16 protein-coding genes are annotated in these 21,599 nt (G+C 40.7%); 13 read left to right on the forward strand and 3 right to left on the reverse strand.

Annotated features, from left to right (window positions below; genetic code table 11):
- Positions 1-127 precede the first annotated feature (127 nt).
- The 8 genes from H6763_00085 to H6763_00120 all read left to right on the forward strand — a co-directional run bounded on the left by H6763_00085 (position 128) and on the right by H6763_00120 (position 13,859).
- Positions 128-1,843, forward strand: coding sequence for a hypothetical protein (locus tag H6763_00085; GenBank protein ID MCB9803214.1), 1,716 nt, complete (start codon positions 128-130; stop codon positions 1,841-1,843).
- Positions 1,844-1,921: 78 nt separating this feature from the next.
- A complete protein-coding gene (locus H6763_00090) occupies positions 1,922-8,170 on the forward strand; it encodes a DUF11 domain-containing protein (protein MCB9803215.1) in 6,249 nt (2,082 codons plus the stop codon).
- Positions 8,148-8,843, forward strand: coding sequence for a sortase (locus tag H6763_00095; GenBank protein MCB9803216.1), 696 nt, complete (start codon positions 8,148-8,150; stop codon positions 8,841-8,843). Before H6763_00090 ends, H6763_00095 begins: the two co-directional genes overlap by 23 nt.
- Before the next feature lie 197 nt (positions 8,844-9,040).
- A complete protein-coding gene (locus tag H6763_00100) occupies positions 9,041-9,616 on the forward strand; it encodes a LemA family protein (GenBank protein MCB9803217.1) in 576 nt (191 codons plus the stop codon).
- 1 nt (position 9,617) lies between these two features.
- Positions 9,618-10,496, forward strand: a complete 879-nt coding sequence (locus H6763_00105) for a TPM domain-containing protein (protein MCB9803218.1) — start codon at positions 9,618-9,620, stop codon at positions 10,494-10,496.
- A gap of 41 nt (positions 10,497-10,537) precedes the next feature.
- On the forward strand, positions 10,538-11,386 hold the full coding sequence (locus H6763_00110) for a M48 family metalloprotease (protein ID MCB9803219.1): 849 nt from the start codon (positions 10,538-10,540) through the stop codon (positions 11,384-11,386).
- Between the two features lie 45 nt (positions 11,387-11,431).
- A complete protein-coding gene (locus H6763_00115) occupies positions 11,432-12,712 on the forward strand; it encodes a hypothetical protein (protein MCB9803220.1) in 1,281 nt (426 codons plus the stop codon).
- 1 nt (position 12,713) lies between these two features.
- On the forward strand, positions 12,714-13,859 hold the full coding sequence (locus H6763_00120; protein ID MCB9803221.1) for a DNA recombination protein RmuC: 1,146 nt from the start codon (positions 12,714-12,716) through the stop codon (positions 13,857-13,859).
- On the opposite strand, the gene H6763_00125 is transcribed toward H6763_00120, so the two are convergent.
- A complete protein-coding gene (locus tag H6763_00125; GenBank protein MCB9803222.1) occupies positions 13,848-14,951 on the reverse strand; it encodes a DUF1846 family protein in 1,104 nt (367 codons plus the stop codon). The two genes, H6763_00120 and H6763_00125, sit on opposite strands and share 12 nt — an antisense overlap.
- Before the next feature lie 73 nt (positions 14,952-15,024).
- Positions 15,025-15,645 carry a hypothetical protein gene (locus H6763_00130; GenBank protein ID MCB9803223.1) on the reverse strand — a complete coding sequence of 207 codons (621 nt, stop codon included), beginning with the start codon at positions 15,643-15,645 and terminating at the stop codon, positions 15,025-15,027.
- Positions 15,646-15,754: 109 nt separating this feature from the next.
- Here H6763_00130 and H6763_00135 point away from each other — a divergent pair, with 109 nt between their 5' ends.
- Positions 15,755-16,357 (forward strand): hypothetical protein, encoded by a 603-nt coding sequence (locus H6763_00135; GenBank protein MCB9803224.1) that lies wholly within the window; start codon positions 15,755-15,757, stop codon positions 16,355-16,357.
- Here H6763_00135 and H6763_00140 read toward each other — a convergent pair.
- Positions 16,350-16,757, reverse strand: a complete 408-nt coding sequence (locus H6763_00140; GenBank protein ID MCB9803225.1) for an MscL family protein — start codon at positions 16,755-16,757, stop codon at positions 16,350-16,352. The genes H6763_00135 and H6763_00140 overlap by 8 nt on opposite strands.
- A gap of 119 nt (positions 16,758-16,876) precedes the next feature.
- On the opposite strand from H6763_00140, the gene recA reads away from it, so the two are divergent.
- Genes recA through recJ form a run of 4 tightly spaced genes read left to right on the forward strand, consistent with a single transcriptional unit; the run spans position 16,877 to position 21,331 of the window.
- Entirely contained in the window at positions 16,877-17,908 is a 1,032-nt protein-coding gene (recA, locus tag H6763_00145) for a recombinase RecA (GenBank protein ID MCB9803226.1), read from the forward strand.
- 12 nt (positions 17,909-17,920) lie between these two features.
- Positions 17,921-18,958 carry a signal peptide peptidase SppA gene (gene sppA, locus H6763_00150; protein ID MCB9803227.1) on the forward strand — a complete coding sequence of 346 codons (1,038 nt, stop codon included), beginning with the start codon at positions 17,921-17,923 and terminating at the stop codon, positions 18,956-18,958.
- Complete coding sequence (locus H6763_00155; GenBank protein MCB9803228.1) at positions 18,955-19,605, forward strand: RecX family transcriptional regulator; 651 nt, start codon at positions 18,955-18,957, stop codon at positions 19,603-19,605. The genes sppA and H6763_00155 overlap by 4 nt, the downstream gene beginning before the upstream one ends.
- Complete coding sequence (gene recJ / locus H6763_00160; GenBank protein MCB9803229.1) at positions 19,595-21,331, forward strand: single-stranded-DNA-specific exonuclease RecJ; 1,737 nt, start codon at positions 19,595-19,597, stop codon at positions 21,329-21,331. Before H6763_00155 ends, recJ begins: the two co-directional genes overlap by 11 nt.
- Positions 21,332-21,599 lie beyond the last annotated feature (268 nt).

Below are 21,599 nucleotides of genomic sequence, written 5' to 3' on the forward strand. Positions count from 1 at the left end.
TAGGTCAGATGGCTGGTAGTCTGATAAAGTAATATTTGTGGTTGATGTGTTTCTATTCCTTGTACTAGTAACTAAAATGTACTAATATACATTGGTTATCTACAATTAATATGAGAGCCCATAGAATATGTATAAGTATCTAAGGAAATTCCCCTTCTATTCAGTGCTTTCGTCTCTTTCATTACTATCAATTCTTTTCCAGAGTGTTTTCCTTCCTGCGTATACCATGGTGACCATGGTAAGCCCTGCATATGCAGATGCTCCTGTAAAACATGACCTCGAAGGATTGGTTTTTGATGAAAATCCAGTAAGTGGCACCTGGACCACAGGCAATCTGTGTCAAGGTGGTGGAGGATGTTATGCCGAGGGTGATGAGGTTCCTGCCCGTCTTTCCTCTGAAAATCTTGTACCGGGTAATCCATACAGTGTGGTTATTGAGATCGACCACCAAGATGGACCTCTTATCGGATATGATAGGTTTGATAGATCAACTCCTGTCCTTGCTGATGTCGGTGCTACTGGAGTGACCCTAAGTAGTTTTTCACCTGTGACTTGTTCTTCGGGTACTACTTGTTGGGATTATACCCTCTCATTTACTGCTACAGCGACGAAATCAGTAATATATCTTGATGCTGTCCTTGGGTTAGATGCCTCGGAGTGGAGTGGCTCATCATTGCATATGAGAATGGTAACTGGAGGTAATTCTGATATTCCTATAAATGTCAGAGATATCGAACGACTTCCCTCTATAACTATCACAAAGATTATTGTAGATGGCCAGGGAGATCCTGTTGTAGATCAAACTTCTGCTGCTGATTATTGCTTTGATATTACACCTGTGGTAGCTGGCAAAACACGTTATTGTATTACTGGTGATGGAGATGGCACAGACACGATCGTTATTGATAATCTACAAGATACTTCATATACCATAGCTGAGGTAGGACAAGAGGGCTATATTCCACAATCGATCTCAGGTACAAACTGTGTACAATCTCAGTCCGGTGTTGGTTCAGCTACAGTAGCATCTGGTTCGGTATCTACAGATGCAATTTGTGAATTCAAGAATACTCGTGCTATCGGTGGACTTACAGTAACTAAGGAGGTCGTTGGCCCAAATGGTGAGGATATTCTAGATACCTCCGCCGATTTCCAATTCCAATTCGGTAACGAAACATTTTTCTTAACAGATGGAGGGTCAAAAACCTTCAATGATCTACCAACAGGTCTATATACAATCGACGAGGTAGTTCCAGCAAATTACGCATTGGACTCATACAGCATTGATGAGGATCCAACTACACCCGGTGCACAGATCTATGTCACAGGAGGAGTTGCTACTCAACTGACAGTTACTAACCGACAGGTTGGAGGCTCACTACAGATAACTAAAGAAGTACAAGATTCTCTTGGTAATCAAATAAAAGATGATGCGGAATTTACCTTTACTTATGACACCGGTAAGACTGTTAAGGTCACTGGTGGATCTACGGTAGAAGTTAACGGTCTTTTACCTGGTACTTATACTGTAATTGAAAGTGGTATCCCTTCGAACTATCAACTTCTGAGTATAACTCCGGACAATGATAGTGATCCTACGAACGGTGTTGAGGTTCAAGTTGTAAATGGTGAAAAAACAGAACTAGTCGCCGTAAACGCACTTATAAGACCGAAGGTTGTTATAACGAAAACCGATGATGTTGATCCTGTCATCGCAGGCAACTCATTCAATTATTACATTAACATCCAAAATACTGGACCAAATGTTCTACATGATGTAGTTCTAGCAGATCCTGTCCAAAGTACTACTCCTTTTATAGTTGAGAACTATTCAACAGATTAGGGAAGCTGTACGATAGCTCCTGCTGGTACTGGTATAGATTGTACGGTCGGGGATGTTGTTGTAGGTCAGACTGTTCAAGTGAGGATCGGGGTATCTGTTCCGTATTCAATAGATGCTGATTCGTTCACAAATACTGCAACCATGTATTCTTACGAATACCCTGACGGACTGACTGCAGATGAAACAACAGAAGTGATCGAGAGATTCGATCTGTCAGTAAAGAAATCATCCAGTACTGATCTTCTTATCCCAGGTCAAGACAGTAGCTTCTCATATGATGTAAGAGTCGAGAACCTAGGACCTTCTGATGTAGAAGGTGTAAATATGAAAGATATCATACCTGCACCATTTACATTCATCGGTTATACGCTTACATCTACTACACCTGGTACTGTATTGTGTAGCACAATAGGAAATAATGTCGACTGTGATATTTCTTACCTGCGCCCTGGGGATTATGTTGTATTCAAGCTAAATGTATCTGTTCCTCTAAATGCCGAGAGTGGCACGATATTAAACACAGCAGTTTTCACTACTTCAGAAACAGGTGAAACCGAATGGAAAGCTGAGGATCAAGTCACTATCGAAGAAAAAGCTGAGCTTGATCTTGTAAAGTCTGCGGATAAACTTTCAGTTGCAGCTGGTGATACATTCACCTACACATTAAGACTTTCAAACTTAGGTCCATCTGATGCTGATAATGTCATATTGACTGATAGTATCCCGGCAATGTTCGAGATCCTTTCGGTTGACAGCACTGATTGTTCACTAGTTGGTAATGATCTGACATGTGATGTGGGTACACTATTACCAGATGGAATTGCTTTTGAGGTAAATATTCTAGTCAAAGTAGATCCGGCAGCAACAGAAGGAGAGGTGAAGAATACTGCTTACGGCTACTCAGATGAGGATAAGACCGATGATGAACTTGTTGTAGGTATTTATGAGGATATAAATATCTATACAGCAAAGACTCACAGTGCCAATCCTGTTACTGCGGGGAATTCCACTTTTGATTATACGATCGTGGTAAAGAATAATGGCCTTTCTCAGACAGATGATCTTGTTGTTTACGACTTCCTGCCGGAAGAGTTTGACTACCAAAGCTATACATCTACAGTAGGTACATGTACATATGACCCCTCTCCAACATTCGTTGATGGTGAACAGTTAGATACTAGATTTGGAGTCGTCGTAATGCCAACTGATAGTGTAGGAGATCCTATCTTGATCTGTGATCTAGGAGATCTCGGTGCAGGAGAAGAGGTTCTTATCACGGTAACGATGGACGTACCAGTAGATGTTGATGCAACCCTCCCCGGTCAAGGAGTACTTAATTGGGGCTGGGAAGTGACCGACGAACAAGTTAGTGACTTTAGCGATAGGATCGATGTTGTTGAGGATGTTGTCCTCGACTTGATCAAAACAACCTCCGACAAGGTCTTGATCTCAGGTCAGGATAATGCAGAATATAAACTGTCACTTACAAATACCGGTTATTCAACCGCAGATAATGTAGTTTTGCAGGATGTATTACCAGCAGGATTTGAGTTTATCTCTGCAGATCCTTCCCCTTCGCCTTGTCCCGGTTCGGTTCTTCCTGTCGGAACTGTGGAGTGGTGTATTGGAACTCTAAAGCCTGGAGAAACTTTCGAGGTAATGATAACTGCTTTTGTTGTGGCATCAGTTCAAGATGGCTCATACACAAATACCGCTTATGCAACTTCAGATGAGGATAAGGATTCTGATACAGCTGATGTAAATGTCGATGGTTCTGCCACACTTAGTATCGATAAAGAATTAGAATCTGAAGATCCAGCCATAGCAGGTCAGGATGAACTAATGTTTAGTATATTAGTACGAAATCTAGGTCCTTCTGTTGCTGATATGGTGACTGTGACTGATGATCTCTCAGATTATCTACAGTCTTTGATGATATTAGGATATGATCTCACAGCACTGGATTATAGCGTTTCAACAGACGTTGGAAGCTGTTCAGCCGTAGATCTCGATAACTACTCACTTACATGTGAAATAGGAACATTGGGTGTTTACGGGACATCGACCCCCCTACCTACAGAGGTGAAGATCATGGTAACCGTAGATGTTCCAGATGTTATGGAATCAGGTGAATTTGAGAATTCCGTAGTCGCATCATCAGAGGATTCCGAAAAGGTTAGCGATGTGGCACCTTTTGAGATTGATGAAAAAGAGTACCTAAAGATCGAAAAGTCAGCAGACCGAGAAGAAGTGATAGCAGGAGAAATATCCAATTTGATAACCTATACGGTATCCGTCACAAATAGTGGTCCTTCATCAGCCGAAAATGTAATTGTGGATGATATTCTTCCAGAAGGATTGGTTTTAGAGTCATATCCTACAGAATGTGTTGAAGGTATAGGTTACTTACATTGTGAATTAGGAGAACTTGCAGTTGATCAGACCATCAAATTTGAATATGTCATGTCAGCACCAAGTGTAATTGAAGGTGGTACCTATAATAACTATGTGGGTACAAGATCTGATGACTGTATGGTAAGAGAGGTTGATGAAGATCTGAGTGAGGACAGTAGAGCATTTCTTAAATATTGTGCTGAGGATGAATTTGATCTGTCAGTTCGCGAAGATGTTAAATTAGTAGTAGATAAAGTTGATTCAACAGATCCAGTTATAGCAGGTACTGAATTTGACTATATCATTACTGTAACAAATGAAGGCTTTTCACAAGCAGATAAGTTGGGTATTACTGATACCATCCCTGCTCAACTAGAGGCTATCTCCGTTGATGATCCTAACTGTTCTATAAATGGTAATAACTTGTTGTGTAAATACGATCATCTAGATTCAGGAGAGACGAAAGTCGTCAAGGTAACGGTCCTTGCACTTCCGAGTTTAGAAGCTCAGGTGATCGAAAATATCGCATATGCCGCTACCGAAGAAACAAAGGGTTATGACGAAGAAGAGACTACTATATACGAGGACCCAACACTTACAGTAGAGAAACTCGTTGACAGAACTACTGCAGTTGCAGGTGATGATACACCTTTGACCTATACTATCACCGCAACTAACGAGGGTCCGTCCGATGCAGATAATGTAATTGTGTATGATTTTTTGCCGGATCAATTCCAGCTTGGAACATATTCTTCAAATATCGGTATTTGTACGGTGGATGATACCTTTGATCCTGATGTCTCATTGGATCTCCGAGCAGTTGTATTACCAAGCTATCCGTATCAGACGGATAAAGTGATCATCTGTGACTTGGGGACAATGGATCCGGATCAAACATTTACACTTACATATGAGATGTATGTACCTGAAGGTGTTGATTCGATCTCAGATCCTGGGATCAATAATTCCGGTTCATTGGTTTCTGACGAAAAGAGCCTGAAATTTGAAAGAGATGTGGAGATAACGGAAGATGTTAAGTTAGTGATAGAGAAGTATGATAATTACGAAGATGAGGAGAGTGCAGTTGCAGGTCGTGATTATGTAACTTATACGATCGAAGTTACAAATAATGGTGAATCTGATGCAGACAATGTATGCGTGTCGGATCTGCTTCCTGAAGGTTTTGTACATATTTTCTCAACACCTACCCCAGAAACTGAGGGATGTAGTGAAAATAGTAGTGAGAACCCAGATGCATTGGAATGGTATTTTGAGCATGTCGCTTCTGGTGAGACAAAGACGATAACAGTTGTTGTCTTTGTAGAATCATCAGTTCTTGCTGGTTCATATGAGAATCTCGCATCAGTCAAATCTGATGAGGATTCCAATGATGGAAGTGAAATAACAGATGTTGATGTTGAAGTAAATCTCGATATGCAGAAAGAAGATGGCGATTTCACAGCAGTAGCAGGTGATCCGGTACTTGGGTATGTGACCTACACACTTACAGCTATGAACTATGGACCATCTGACGCGACCGAAGTCACAGTTTACGATTGGTTCCCTGATGGATTTATGATCACCGAGTACGACGACTCAATATGTACTGTTTCTCTAGTAGACGGTTTAACCTCAGAATTTGATCCAGCTAGATGGTATGAGATGTCATGTATGGTAGGTGCACTGGAAGTAGGAGAAAGCTTCACAACCGAGGTTACGGTATGGATCCCATATGACATGGATACTGCTACATACAACAATTATGCTGAAGCCAACGACCCTGACGAAACACAGTATTGTGGAGATTGGGGTATAGAGGATGATAGAACACGGATAGGACTAACAGAATCGGAGTTGGAAAGTATCTGTTACTACGATAATGAACCGATCGATGTTGTAGAGGATGTCCAATTAGATGTTGATAAGAGTAGTGATCCATCGGTTGTGCATCCGGGTGAAGAATTTGAGTATCTTATCTCTGTACGAAATGGTGGAGATTCTGATGCTGAAAATGTCATGATCACAGATGAAATGCCATCTGTGTTCGAAATAGTAGATGTTAATATAGAGAAAGGTGAGTGTAGTGTTGATGGTCAGACCATCAGCTGTACGATCGACAAACTTGATCCAGATGAGATAGTTGAGATGATCGTCACAGTAAGAGCTTCTGTTGATGCATATCCTGATGTTTACACAAATTATGTGGTCACGAGCTCAGATGAAGATGAGGGAGATGAGGACTCTGACGATACAGAAGTCTTGAGTATCCCAGATATGTTCATTACAAAGAGTAATGATTGGTTAGGTAGTACTGAACCTCTCTCCCCAGGAGATGTTGTAAGATATTCGATCACTCTTTCTGTTGAGGATCTGTTAAAAAAGGGTGACGATCTCGATGAAGATATCGAACAGGAGATAAATCCCTCAGCCGTACCGCTATCGATCTCAAAGGAGATGATCTTCCATGGTGTGCAGGATGTTGTCCTGACAGACTTGATCCCTGAAGGATTGAGTTTTATCCCAGGAACATCAGAAGTAGTTGATGAGAATGGTGATCCAGTAAGTTACAGTGAACCAGTATACGATGATAATGCAGGTGTATGGATGTTAGGAGATATTATGGTCGGTGGTAAGGTCATCGTAAGTTACGATGCAATAGTAGACGGGGATGCCGATGCAGGTGAATATAGTGATCTTGCATGGGCGACAGGGACCACACCTGGAGATGTTGAGGTACTAAGCAAAGCAGATGAGGTAGACCCATCATACTTCTCAGAGAATATTGTCGGAACTTATGTACAGGTAGCGTTAAATGAATTTGTTGAAACTGGAGTTGTGTTAGGTAGTGCGATCGTAAGACTTCCAAATACCGGAGTCTCAAGTTTGATCTCGATAGTTGGATTGTTAACACTCTTGATCGGGCTCGTACTGTTTGTAGGAGATTGGTTCAAGAATAAGAGATCCAGTAAGTTATTCTTAAGATCAGGAGTTGCTGGAGTGACTGCTGTTATGATGTCGATATTGCTACTTGCATCGGCACAGCCAGCCTTAGCGCAAGTAGGTATTTCGATCAGTCAACCGGATGCACAGACAAATGACAACAACTTCAAGATCCCTTATGTTGTAGCAAACATCAGTAATGAAAATATCGAACTTGCATGTTATGTGAAAGGACCTTCTGACGTAGCGTTTAGTACATTTGGCGTCAGTAAGAGTTTTACCAAGAGCGGTACTGGATTCTGTCAGGTCGATGACAATGTCGTAGCTGAGAATGGCGTTTACCAGTTCAAAGTAGAAGGAAGCGGATATGTATCAGATATTGTAGAGGTAGATTTCAGTGCACTTGTTCCTGATGCTCCAGAATCCTACGAGAGAACGGAAAGTGATACATGTACAAGTACATTAACATTCACAGTACCTTCTAGTAGCTCCGCTACAAAGGCGCAGATCTTCAGATCGACTGAAACTTCATTTGTTGCAAGTGCGACGACATTAGTAGGAGAATTAGCTGTGAGTTCAGGTGAAGATGTGGAATTTCTAGACACACCATCCGATTGTAATGATACTTATTACTACTCATTGAGATTGATCGACGAATTCGGCAATTCTTCGACATTTGTAGGTGATGAGGTCGTTATCACTCAAGTGATAGATGAACCTGTCACTACAACCAATACTTCTGGTCAAGGAGATACAGGAGGTACTGTAGAAGGTGCTGTGGATACAAATGGAGATGGAGTTATCGATGAGAAAGACGGAGAAGTACTGGGAGAAGAAGAAACTCCAGACGATGATACAAAGACAAATGAGGATGAGGCGGATAAAAAAGATACATCCGAGGAGAGTTTCGTAGAAAAGTATGGAGTGATCATACTTGGACTTGCAGTGGTCGGAGTGGTAGTCTATTGGTATGTCAGGAGACAGCGTGCATAAAATATCTGATACTATTCTTAATAAACTACGTGTCTACTCAAGAGCCAGGGTGATAGCAATCACCCTGGTAACTCTTGGGGTTTTGATACTATTGTATCTTTTCCTTCCTCTCTTGATCGCCAAGATAGACTATCTAACATCCACAGATGAGAATCGTGTAGTTGAAGAGCGTGTAGATACTGTATGGAGTGAGAATAGAGGGTCAGCAGTACCCAATATCACCCTGATAGAAGATCTTTTCCCGGATAAAGAATTTTCGATCATAATTCCAAAAATCGATGCTAGATCTAGAGTGATCGCCGATGTAGATCCATTTGACCAAGTAGCATATACTGTTGCATTGAATAATGGTATCGCACATGCAAAAGGTACTGCATACCCAGACCAGATAGGAAATACATTTCTCTTTGCTCATTCAGCTCTAAACTTCTATGACCTAGTAAAACAGAATGTGAATTTCTTTCTACTAACTGAGCTAGTGAAGGGTGACGAGATCTACATCATGTATAAAGGTGAGATGAGCAAATACATTGTAGAGAAGAACATCAAGGTGGATCCGGAGGAGATCGGGTATTTAACTACTGGGTCAGATCATGGGAAATTGACTTTGATGACTTGTTGGCCTGCCGGAACAGACTTCAAGCGTGTAATTGTTGAAGCTACGAAGCAGTAGCAACCTCTCCAATAAAAAATCATTGCAAGAATATACAAGGTGCTGGAACTGTTTAGGTCAAAGATCTCAGCCAATACGAATGAGCAGATCTGATAGAAGTTGTACATTCGAGCGTTATCTGAACTTACTCATATTGCATCAGAAATGTTTATTTACTAATATATGTACAGACATAAATTATCAAGGACCGTGTTAGGATGAAGAAAACATTATTTATAGCACTACTAGGTATAGTAGGAGTGTTGGTACTAGTAGGTGGATATCTGGTTGGGAAATACAACACCATGGTAGACCTTGATCTAGACGCAGAAAAGGCTCAAGGACAAGTGGAAGTCGTATTGCAAAGAAGGTTTGATCTGATCCCAAATCTGGTTGAGTCTGTACGTGGTGCTATGGATCAGGAGGAAGATGTCTTCACAGCACTTGCTGAAGCACGTACAAGATATGCAGGTACATCGTCAGGTACTCCTGAGCGTGTTGATGCTGCAAATCAAGTGGAAAGTGCATTGAGCAGGTTACTCGTAGTTATGGAGAACTATCCAGAATTGCGAAGTGTTGATACAGTACAGTCACTAATGGACGAGCTTACAGGTACAGAAAATAGGATCAGCGTAGAACGACAAAGGTATAATGAAGAAGTCACTACATATAACAAATTCATCCGTCGCTTCCCCAATAATCTCCTAGCAGGGATGTTTGGATTTGAAGATAGACCATTGTTTGAGGCTGTCTCAGAAGCAGATGTTGCACCATCAGTTGATCTAGCTGACTAGAATGTCCAAAAATTGGGTAATTGGTATCAAAATTTTATCGATCATCTGGATCTGCATTCTTTCAGTCAGTTCTGTTTACGCTCAACTAAAATTCCCAGAGCCTACGGGATTTGTCAACGACTATGAGAATATCATCTCCAATGATGAGGAATTAGAAGCAAAATTAAATGCCTATGAAAAGGAAACAACTAATGAGATAACTGTTGTGACAGTACCAGATTTTCAAGGTACAACTATTGAAGATTATGCTGTCAAACTGTTTGAGGCATGGGGGATCGGTAAAGAGGATAGGGATAATGGCATACTTATATTGGTTTCAGCATCAGAGAGACAATCCCGGATCGAGATAGGTTACGGATTAGAAGGAGCATTAACAGATGCCGAATCGGGTAGGATCCAAGACAATGCAATGATACCCTCATTCAAGGAAGATGATTATACTACCGGTATCAATAATGGAGTAGATGCTGTGATCGAAGCAATAGCAGGTGAGTATACTGCTGAGGGGTATACAGGTACGGATACCTCAGGTCAGGATCCATTGAATACCAATCTACTAACTACAATTGGGGTATTTGGATTCATGCTGTTTCAAGCAGTAGCATTCAGTAAGAGTTGGTGGTTAGGAGGTGTGATAGGATTTATTGGGGGAATGATAATCGGAGGTTTTGATTCAGCCGTTATATTTACCATCATTGGTTTGATAGTTGACTTCGTACTCTCAAAATTCTTTAGTAGTACTTCTACAGGAAGATCATTGGCACGAGGTGCATCTAGATCTATCTTTCCGATATCAGGAGGTCGCAGTAGCTCCGGTGGCGGTTTTGGAGGGTTTGGAGGTGGTGGGTCCGGTGGTGGCGGTAGCTCTAGGAGTTGGTGAAATTCACAAAACCTTCACAGGATATATTGCTATAATACGATGTGAATATTTTTTCAAATTACTCAAAAACAGCATTCCTATTAGGTGCGCTATCAGCACTACTTATCTTGATAGCCTATCTTTTTGGAGGTGATGCCAGCATCATACCGATGCTTTTGATCTCAGTAAGTCTAAACCTAGCCATCTACTTTTATAGCGATAGGGTTGCAATAGCTTCAGCAAAAGCCAAGAAAGCTCAAAGAAGTCAGTTCAAGGATTTATATAGGAGTATGGAAAAACTATCGGTTGCATTTGATATACCAACTCCCGAACTTTACATTTCACCTGAGCGAACACCAAACGCCTTTGCAACCGGACGCAATCCTTCAAATGCTGTTGTATGTCTTACACAAGGATTGATCGACACACTGCCTCTACAAGAGATCGAAGGAGTCATAGCGCATGAAATGTCGCATATAAAGAATCGAGACACACTCATCGCGACCATGGCAGCGGTTATCGCTAGCATTGTTAGTACTATCCCCAGAATGGCAATTTGGTTCGGGTCTGGATCTAGAGATAATGATTCTTCAGATGGAATTGCACAACTGATAACAATAATACTTGCACCATTTCTTGCTATGCTTCTCCAATTAGCAATAACTCGCTCAAGAGAATACTCAGCCGACGAGATGGCAGCCAGAAACATGGGTTCTGCACTACCACTTGCACATGCTCTAAGAACGATCTCAACATCTACCAATTCTAGTCCTACGTTAAGACAGGATCCCGTATTCGCATCTTTGTATATAAGTTCTCCTAAACAGAAACAAAATAAGCTTTCTGAGATCTTCTCTACCCATCTCCCAACCGAGAAACGTATAGAGAGATTAATGTCACTGCAGTTCTAGTGTGATATCCTTACAACAATCCCCTGCCTCTGATATGATATAGCGATGAAAGTTCGTGATCTGGTACAGTCAAATAGTTTTCCGCTGATCCGATATCTAACTGAAACAGAATTGGTTAGAGATCTGATCATAACTACTGTGATATCAGGATTGGCTAGTGTTCTTAACTACCTGTTCAACATAATCGCTGCGAATCAATTACCAGCAGAGTCATTCTCAATAATGAGTGGTGTAGTGGGTTTACTATACCTGATACAGATACCTGCTCTTACAATCCAGACGTATTTTACGAAGAAAAGCGCAGGACTAAAGCATATCCAACTTGAAGAACTACGAGCTACCACTCGTAGCTATATGATATATGGGGTATTAGGTGTATTGATAGTATTCTTCCTATTACCTCTTTTGGCAAAAGTTACAGGTGTTGAGATCAGATACGTCGTGCCAGTATCTATAATGATCTTCGCATCTGTGTTTACACCTGCCATGAGAGGTATGATCCTCGGTCTAAAGCGAATAAATCTTTACAACATTCTTTCGATAGTCGAGTCCTCTTTGAGATTACTGATGTTCTTTCTGATCATACAGATCTCTACAGATGCTGTTTGGCCACTGTGGTCATATATTTTGCCTTCAATGGTTGTCGGATTGTTTGCTTATATCTCTCTTCGAAGATCCAGTTTTACAAACCAGGGTGAGGATGTTCTGATGAAGCAAGAGAATTTTGGATACCTGATCGTGACTTTGATATCGTTCTTCCTGTTCAATGGATTGATATCGTTGGATCTCGTTTTGGTTGATCCTAGCTATCGTGCTTCCTATGCAGCGCTTTCCTTAGTTGGAAAGATCGTCTACTTTGCATCAGCTCTCGCGACTTCTGTTTTGTTTAGTTATTTCGCAAATACAAAGAATAGGACAACAAAAAGACGCTACTTGTATGTTGGAGGTGCATTGAACCTTTCTATCGGATTTGGATTGGTATATGTATTCATGGTATTTGGGGATGCCATACACCAGGCTATGTTCCATGGGAACTATCCAGAGATCCAGAAGTATATGGTGCCATTAGCTATCGGGATGTCGTTTTATTCTGTAACATATCTACTGTTAAATTATCTGTTGTCAGACAAAAGAAGAGGGCAAATACTTATCCTGCTAGGGATATTCTTAGGTCAGATCATACTGTATCTCTTCAGAAATGATGTACTTCTAGACGCTGTTACCAATCAGATCTTCTTATACGCTACAATAGCGATACTGATACTTTTCTATTGGGCGTTTGAGGAAAGGCGCTCGATAAATAAGACTAAACTGAATCGATCATAATATGGAATTTGCTATTGGATTTATCCTTGCTTTGGGTGTTATGGCTGTCGCACTCTTTATACTTAAAGACAAATTATTTAAGCAGACCGAACAGCAGAATGAAGCTGCTATGCGTGCATTGGAATTGCAACTCAAATCAATGCTTCCCGACATAATGAAACAATCCAACGACATGCTCGTATCAAGGGCAAACGAAGTGTTAGGAGCAGAGAAGAAAGAGATCAAGACAGATCTTGAGAATAAGCGAGGCGAGATCGAAAGAATGATCAAATTGGTTCAAGAAGACTTGAAAAGAAGTCAGAAAGAATTGTCAGAAGCAGAGCAGAAGAGAATAGGCTCCTTTCATGAACTAAGGGAGAGATTGGAAAACCAACAGAAAGTTACAGAGCAGTTGCGAGTGAGTACGGATCAGTTGAAGGGGTTGCTATCAGATAATCAGATGCGTGGTCAATTTGGTGAACAGATCGCTGAAGATCTACTACGAATGACTGGTTTTGTAAGGGGGATCGATTATGAATTCAACAAAAAACAAGAATCATCTGAGACTAGACCTGATTTCTCGGTGTTCTTACCTGATGGCACGAGGATCAATGTTGATGCAAAATTCCCATACTCAAATTTACAAAAAATGTCAGAATCAGAAGATCCCTCACAAAAAGATAAATATCTCCGGGAATTTGAACGTGATGTCAAGAATAAGATCAAACAGGTAACCTCTCGTGATTATATTAATCCAGATGATCAAACTGTTGATTTTGTGATCCTTTTCATTCCAAACGAGATGATATTCTCTTTTATATATGAACGGTTTAATGATGTTTGGACTGAGGCAATGAGTAACAAGGTAATACTGGCAGGCCCGTTCAGCTTTACTGCGATACTGAGGATGATCCGACAGGCGTACGAAAGTTTCAGATATCAGAACAACGTAAGGCAGATCATTGGTCATATAAAACAATTTGAGAAGGAGTTCGAGTCTTTCACATCAGAATTCATCAAGATCGATAAGAAGATATCAGAATTAAAGAATCAATATGACAAAGTTAGTGGAACTCGTACCAATCAACTACAAAAGACAGTTGACAAAGTTCGGCTTGAAGGAGTTGAGTATGAGGATAGTGGGAAACAGAAAAGCTTACTTGAGTAGTCGATATTCAGGGTTGTATCCTTTTTCCCTTATATATTTGAGGGCTTGGATCTCGAGATTCTCACATTTTTTGATCCAATCTTTATCACCTTCGCTACGGTTAAAGATCTCCATATACCAACCACGACGTCTACGGATCTCCTCAAGACTTGCGACACAGACCACCTGGTCATTCGAAATAGCATTCCCAGCATAGTTGATACCCATATCTGTAGGAGATCTATAGCTACTCATATAGTTCGAAGGTTCTAAGAATGACTCTGTCATTTTCTTTATGATCTCAAATGCTTCTACATCGCGATTGTAATTGACAGATCTCTTACCATAAGCGATCTCATGATATGTATCGATTACATTGTAATCACCGATATCAGCAGTTGCGGCCTCGTATGCCAAATTTACGGGATGTCCGATAGGAAGACTCCATATCGGAAATGTTTCGTATTTAGCATAGCCTGAAGTTTCGCCTTTTTGTTTATCTAAATAGATCTGACCTAAACAAGTAGACATCTTGCCGCTATTCGATGCTGCACCCATCACTAGGATCAGCTTCTTTGAGGTAGGAATATGATCATCGTATCCGTAACCTTCTTCACTTAACACTCTGCTTGTATCATCTGGATATCCATCGATCTTATATCTCTTGAATGTCTGGTAACCCATCTCTTGTGCGATTTTCTCATAGGAGAGGACGATCCCAGACAGTTCTCGATCACAAAGATTTATGATTATCTTTGGTTTTACACCAGTTTTCTCTTCTAGTTCTTTGACCATTCGTAAGGTAGCATCAGTGTATTTTTCTGCACTATTCTTCAATTGACGATTGAAACGGATATCATTGGCATTAACACAGAACATGATCTCGATGAGATTTTTCATGGAGTTGAAAATCTGTAGCTTGACCTCTGGGTCGAATCCGGGAAGTACTCTTGCTGCATGAGCGTCGTACATGAATTTTCCACCTATCTCTAGATAGAGTTTGCCTTCACGAAACTTATCGATACGGTCTAATATATGATCCTTCTGTATCTGTAAATATTTTCCATTGTCAAACCCTAATACAGAGTAGGGGATTGTGTCTGTTTGATCCATTCATTCATCGTATCATAAAAAAGGAACCGCTTCAGCGGTTCCTTAATATTCATCTCCTATAGGTAGCCAAACCTTATTCTGTGGTTTCAGAAACTGGTGTTGGAGCTTTTGGTTCATCCGGTTTTGATTCAGTCATAGCACTCTTACCTTTTGGTTCTGCCCAAGCAAGATATGCAGGAAGGAAGAAATTAACAACAGGAACAAGCATAAGTAATCCTAACCAACTCTCAAAACCACGTCTCTCAGCGATCTTCATTAGTACAATTATCGCAACAACAAGGTTCACCCCTGGTAAGCATAGTAATAAACCTAACCAAGGATTCATACCTGCGAGTTTAACCATATAGAAGGTACTTACGACTGGTACCCAAGCCATCCACCTGTTCTCTTCATTGAGCTTTTTAGCAATTGTACTAAATACAAGTCCCATATAAATAAAACTTACTAATGAGATACAAGCAATAAAACCCATATATCCAATAAAGACTGCAGCTGCTACTTCTGGGTCGAGCTCATCCTCATAAGTATATGTATAATCTACGTCATCCCAAGTGTCTGATTCCCAATTCCAGTCATCCAAGGTCGAGTCATACCCATCATCTTGGGCATATACACTGCCTGTACCAAAGGCTAGATTTAACGGCATCAGTGTGAGTGCTAGCACTGCCGTTAGGGTCAAGAGCTTTCTGACCATATGTGAAAAATTGAATAATTTAATAGTAACCAACTACATCTTACTTTGTTTTGTGTTCTATTGGCAAATAATTCCTTTACCTTAAATTGTGGATATGTTAGCTTTTGGTATGATCGATATTACACAAGACAAAACGTATCAGCTGATCGAGGGAACACATCCGGTCCTTATCACTGCTCCTCATGTCTTTAATCATAAACGACCTTCATTATCCGCTTCGATCAAACAAGCAGAACCTTGGACCGACTATATTGCAAAGGCTGTAGCAGAAGGTTCTAAGTCGTATGGTTTGATACTCAGAAATGATTCGTCTTATGACCCAAATTACCAAAAAGAAGATAACAATCCATTCAAACAAACCATTAGAAGGATAGTTGAACAATCCAACTGCAAATATCTTATAGACATACATGGATTACATGATCGACACAGGTATGATCTTGGGATCTTTTATGAGCGTCGATATTATAAATCCAAAGAATTAGCTTATAAAGTGGCAGAAGCACTAAATGTCGGCAAACTACGTGGAGTATTGATCCAGAACTTTAATTTTCCAGAGAGTGGTCAAGAAACACTGTCCGAATTTACTGTTCATGAATTAAAGATACCTGCCGTACAAATAGAGGTAGCTAGGTACATTCGGGAAGATCCCATCCTTCGTGAAGAATTGATCAAACATCTGACCGGTGCGGTTTCCGGTTTGATCAACTAACTTCACTCTTAATTAACTTCTTCTTTGACGCCTTTTTTGACTCTTTAGTAGGTTGGTCGACGCCGATAAGATCCAATTTCCTAAACAGGTATCGAGCTACTATATAGATCACAAGCATTGTAACTAGCATCTGTACTACTGAGTCTAGAAAATCTCCCACTAAGAACTCAACTCCATTTACAGAAGGTTTCCACTCACCGAACTGCTTGTTTGGTAGCAATAGGCTGATACCTGGACTGATTATCCCTGTAACCAGGGTGTTGACCACATCTTTAGATACTTGTCCAAGTATAGTTCCGATCGCTAGAGCAAAAATAGAGTACTTCCCAAGGAACTTAGAGAAATACTCAAATTCTTGAGAGATAAAAGTCTTGCTTACTCGGTCTTTTAGGTCAGTCATTAATGAATTATTAAAAACTTATTATATCGAGCTGATTTCTTTGACTATGGTATACCAGCTTTGATAGACTCATCATGTTATCATTTACTGCCTATATTATAAATTATTAAACATATTTAATGCCAAAGAAAGCAACCGTTACCAAATCAGACGCAAGATCAACTGAAAGATCTGATAATAAGTCTAAATCCATATCAGTTGCCGTAGAACAGATAGAGAAGCAGTTTGGGAAGGGCTCAATAATGAAACTCGGAAGTAAGGAAAAGATAGATATTGATGTAATACCAACCGGAGCGCTTTCTCTTGATGTTGCTCTAGGTGTGGGTGGTGTCCCAAGAGGAAGGATCGTTGAGATATATGGTCCTGAATCATCAGGAAAGACCACACTTGCTATGCACATATTAGCTGAAGCTCAAAAGAAAGGAGAAAATGTTGCATTTATCGATGCTGAACATGCTTTTGATCCGGAATATGGTCGCAATATTGGAATTGATATAAATGAGATGTATATTGCACAGCCTGATTTTGGTGAACAAGCCCTTGAGATACTGGAAACGCTGGTACGTTCGGCGGGATTTGGAGTTATTGTTGTAGATTCTGTTGCCGCATTGACACCACGAGCTGAGATAGAAGGAGAGATGGGAGATAGTCATATGGGATTACAAGCTAGGTTGATGTCCCAAGCATTGCGTAAGATCACAGCGATCTGTAATAAAACTGGTACTACTGTGATATTTTTGAATCAGTTGAGGATGAAGATCGGTGTATTGTTTGGTAATCCGGAAACTACGACAGGAGGAAATGCCCTAAAATTCTACTCATCTATCCGAATGGATATCCGCCAAAGAGAAAAGGTCATGAAAGATGGGGAACTAATTGGACATATAAGACAGGTAAAAGTCGTGAAAAATAAGCTTGCTCCACCATTTAAGGAGGCTAGTTTCCTTATCAAGTATCCTTCTGGTATAGATAAAGAGAGCAGTATCTTGGATGCTGCGATCAGTCGTGGTATTGTTGAGAAGAAGGGTTCATGGCTTAGTTATGGAGATAGGCAACTGGCACAAGGAGCAGAGTCGAGTGCTGAGGAGTTGAAAAAAGATCCTAATCTAAAAAAAGAGATCGTAGACAAGGTCCTTCAATCAATAAAATAAATACAGATCATCTTGGAAAATAACACCACTTCGATAGAGTCTGGCAGTTCAGTTAAGACTGTTAGCTCAACACAACAGATGAATAACGATAGGCCAAAGGATTCCAACGGTTGCTTTAAGTTCGCTTTGATAGCGATCCTGGTAGTCATTGTGTTTGTATTCTGCTCATTCTCTTCTATGATTGCCATTCTTTCGATGGGAACCCAGACCTCATCAGAGAGAATACTCGATGAAGGTTCAGCTGATCGAATTGCTGTGATAAACGTAAATGGCATGATCTTGCAGAGTATAGATAGCTCAATCTTCAGTGCTGGTGGTGGAGTGACTCCAAGCATGGTGAGAGCCGATCTTGATAGTGCGCTGTCAGATCCTTCTGTCAAAGCAATAATTCTATACATCGAATCTCCGGGTGGTGAAGCAGTAGCAAGTGATGTGATCAGGGAATACGTCTCAGAAGCATCCCAGAGAAAGCCTGTTGTTGCATATAGTGGAAGTATAGCTGCATCAGGAGGATACATGATCGCTTCAGCTGCTGATAAGTTTGTAGTGCACCCGGGTGTGTTAACTGGCTCGATTGGTGTGATATTGGAAACCTCAAGCATAGATGGCTTGTACGAAAAGCTCGGGATAGAGACTGTGACCTTTAAGTCTGGGGAATTTAAAGATGATTCTGAGTTATATGATGGTGTTGATGGCGAGATCGAGACAATATATCAGGGGATCGTGGATGAGGCATACAATGATTTTGTCGATATGGTAGCTGAAGGACGACAGATGGATCGTGAGACCGTTGTAAAACTCGCTGACGGAAGGCTTTATACAGGTCGACAAGCAGTAGCTAATGGTCTCGCAGATTCGATGGGATATTTTGAGAAAGCAGTTCAAGAAGCAGAGGAGCTAGCTGGGATTAGTGGGTCTACTATTGTCGAATACGGAAACCAGGGATTCTGGGATGCATTACTTGGAACAAAAGTTCAAGGCATCATAGGTTCGCAATTAGTTCCAAATAGCTCTTTTGGTGTGTATTATCTTCCGGACATTACAAGGTGAAGATCACTCGGTTAGAGTATCAACAGAAAGATCAATCAAGAGTCAATGTGTATTCTGAAAACGGATACGAATTTAGCATACATGCTGGATTATTGGTGAAACGTCAATTATCTATAGGGGTTGAGCTTAGTGACGATCAGATCACTGAGATAATTACTGAAGACCTGTCATATCGACTCCGATCCCGAGCTATTGATTATTTAGCTCGCGGTCCAAAGAGTATCAAACAGATGAATGACCATTTGATAAAGATAGCAAAAGAGAGGATATCTGATTGGAGTGGTGTCAAAGAAAACAGTATTGATCTTGAAGGACTTGTAGATGCGACACTTTCCAAGCTAGTTGCAGAAGGTTTGTTGGATGATAGAGAATTTACTCGGATATATCTTGGGTCGTTATTAGCCAGAAAAAATTACTCCACGATAGAATTGTGTAGTAAATTGTACAGATATGGGATCGCACAAAGTATAGTTGACGAAGTGATGACAGAAATTGAGTTAGATGAGGTAGCCATGGCACGAGGTGCTTTGGAGAAGCGTTATCATAAGAAAACCTTGGAACGTTCTGACACTAAGATGATCCAATTTCTACAAAGGAAAGGTTACAATTGGGATGTTATTTCAGAACTCATGAAAAATGACCTATGAATCTGTAAAGAAATGGATACTCCCGGGCTCTCCTCCTGTTTCCTTGCTTAAAAAGTACAAAATTGATCCTGTAATTGCCGGTTTGCTTCTACAAAGAGGGATCAAACCCGCAGAAGAACAGAAATTTCTCTACCCCACCATTGACCAGATCCCTTCACATAAAGACCTTTTTGGAGCAAAAACTGCTGCTATAAAGATACGTGATCATATTGAGAAAGGGAGTAAGATATTGATTCACGGTGATTTTGATGCTGATGGGATATGTGCTACTACCATACTGTGGGAATTCCTTTACCGTGAACTTTCAAAACATCTAGGAAAAAAGATCGATGTTTTACCATATATCCCTGATAGGGTTGAAGAGGGGTACGGATTATCAGAGAGTTCGATCGACTCATTAAAAGAATTAGGAGCTGATCTCGTGATAACTGTGGATTGTGGTATCAGAGATAAGGATCTCATAGAAAAATATATGTCACAGGATCTTGACTTTATTGTAACCGATCATCACGTTCCACCTGAAGATCTTTTTTCTACACAATTGTCCTATACAGTAGTGCACCCGATGCATCCGAAGAAACCATACCCCCAGCAAGAGATCTCTGGAGCTACAGTAGCTTTCTTGTTGACTCAAGCTCTGCGTGACGTCTATAAGATATCTCGATCAGTCAACACACCTGGATTGGATCTAGCTGCCTTCTCGACTATAACTGATATGATGCCACTTACCGGGTCAAATAGAGCTTTGGTGAATTCGGGGCTGATAAAACTTCGATCAGGTGATCGACTAGGACTCTCAACTCTTGCTCTACAGGCAGGTATGAAGAAAGAGGATATCGACACTTACCACATAGGCTTTATATTAGGTCCCCGGATCAACGCTACAGGTAGGATAGGTTCACCACTAGATGGCGTAAGATTACTATCAACTCAAAATAGAAAGCAGGCATCAGAACTTTCTTTGAAACTCGAACAATTAAACTCTAGAAGACAGCAACTCACAGAGGAGATACTCAGAGAAGTTCAGGATCAGATAGATCCGTCAAAAAGTATAATAATTGCTGTAGGCACAAACTGGCCGGAAGGGATAATCGGCTTAGTTGCAGGCAAGATCATGGAACAGCACTCAAAACCAACTGTTGTGATAAGTAAGAATTCCGGTGGTGCAAGGGGTTCTGCACGAAGTCTTGAGGGTTTCCATATCACAAACGCATTAGAAAAGCTTTCTGACCATCTGGTCAAGTATGGTGGACATAGCGAAGCAGCAGGTTTTAATATTGACCCCTCACAGATTGACACTTTGGTAGGGAAACTAGAGGAGATTGCCAGTGATGAAATAGGCGATTCGATATTGCAGAAGGAGTTGAAGATCGAACTTCTACTAAATGATCTGTCTTTAGATCTTCGATTCATAGAAAAGCTACAACTTACAGCTCCTTGGGGCATAGGCAACAGAAAACCCCTACAAGGACTCATGCGGTGTGTGGTGATAGACAAAAGGATGATGGGGAAGAATGGTGATCATCTAAAGCTAGAACTGAAATTAGATACTCCAGAGACTCTCGAAGCGATAATGTTCAACTGTCAGGAAGATATTGCGAAGATCAACGTTGATGATTTGATAGATATAGCAGGATATCTTGATATAAATCGATGGAATGGGAATGTATCTATACAATTTTCGATCAAAGAGTGGAGGTACTCAGATCAAGCTCTACAAGCGTGATCAGGGACAGACAACCTATGATAATATCTACTGCAGATGGCATTGATACGATATGTTAAAATATGTATAATCCCAACAGTAGCGAGCGGTGATAGTGAAAGTCCGCAAAAAGGAAGTGACAAAGAACAAATTGAATATCAATCGAGTGGCTCACGCAATTGAGGTGGCACCGCGGTAAACTTGAATTCTGCAAAACCAGCTACTCCCAGCGTAAATTTGGGAGTACAAGCCAAACTGGACAGGCGACATGACTCCACCAGTTGTTTGC

Source organism: Candidatus Nomurabacteria bacterium, assembly GCA_020632395.1.
Lineage (GTDB): Bacteria > Patescibacteriota > Dojkabacteria > SC72 > JAHDCA01 > JACKFQ01.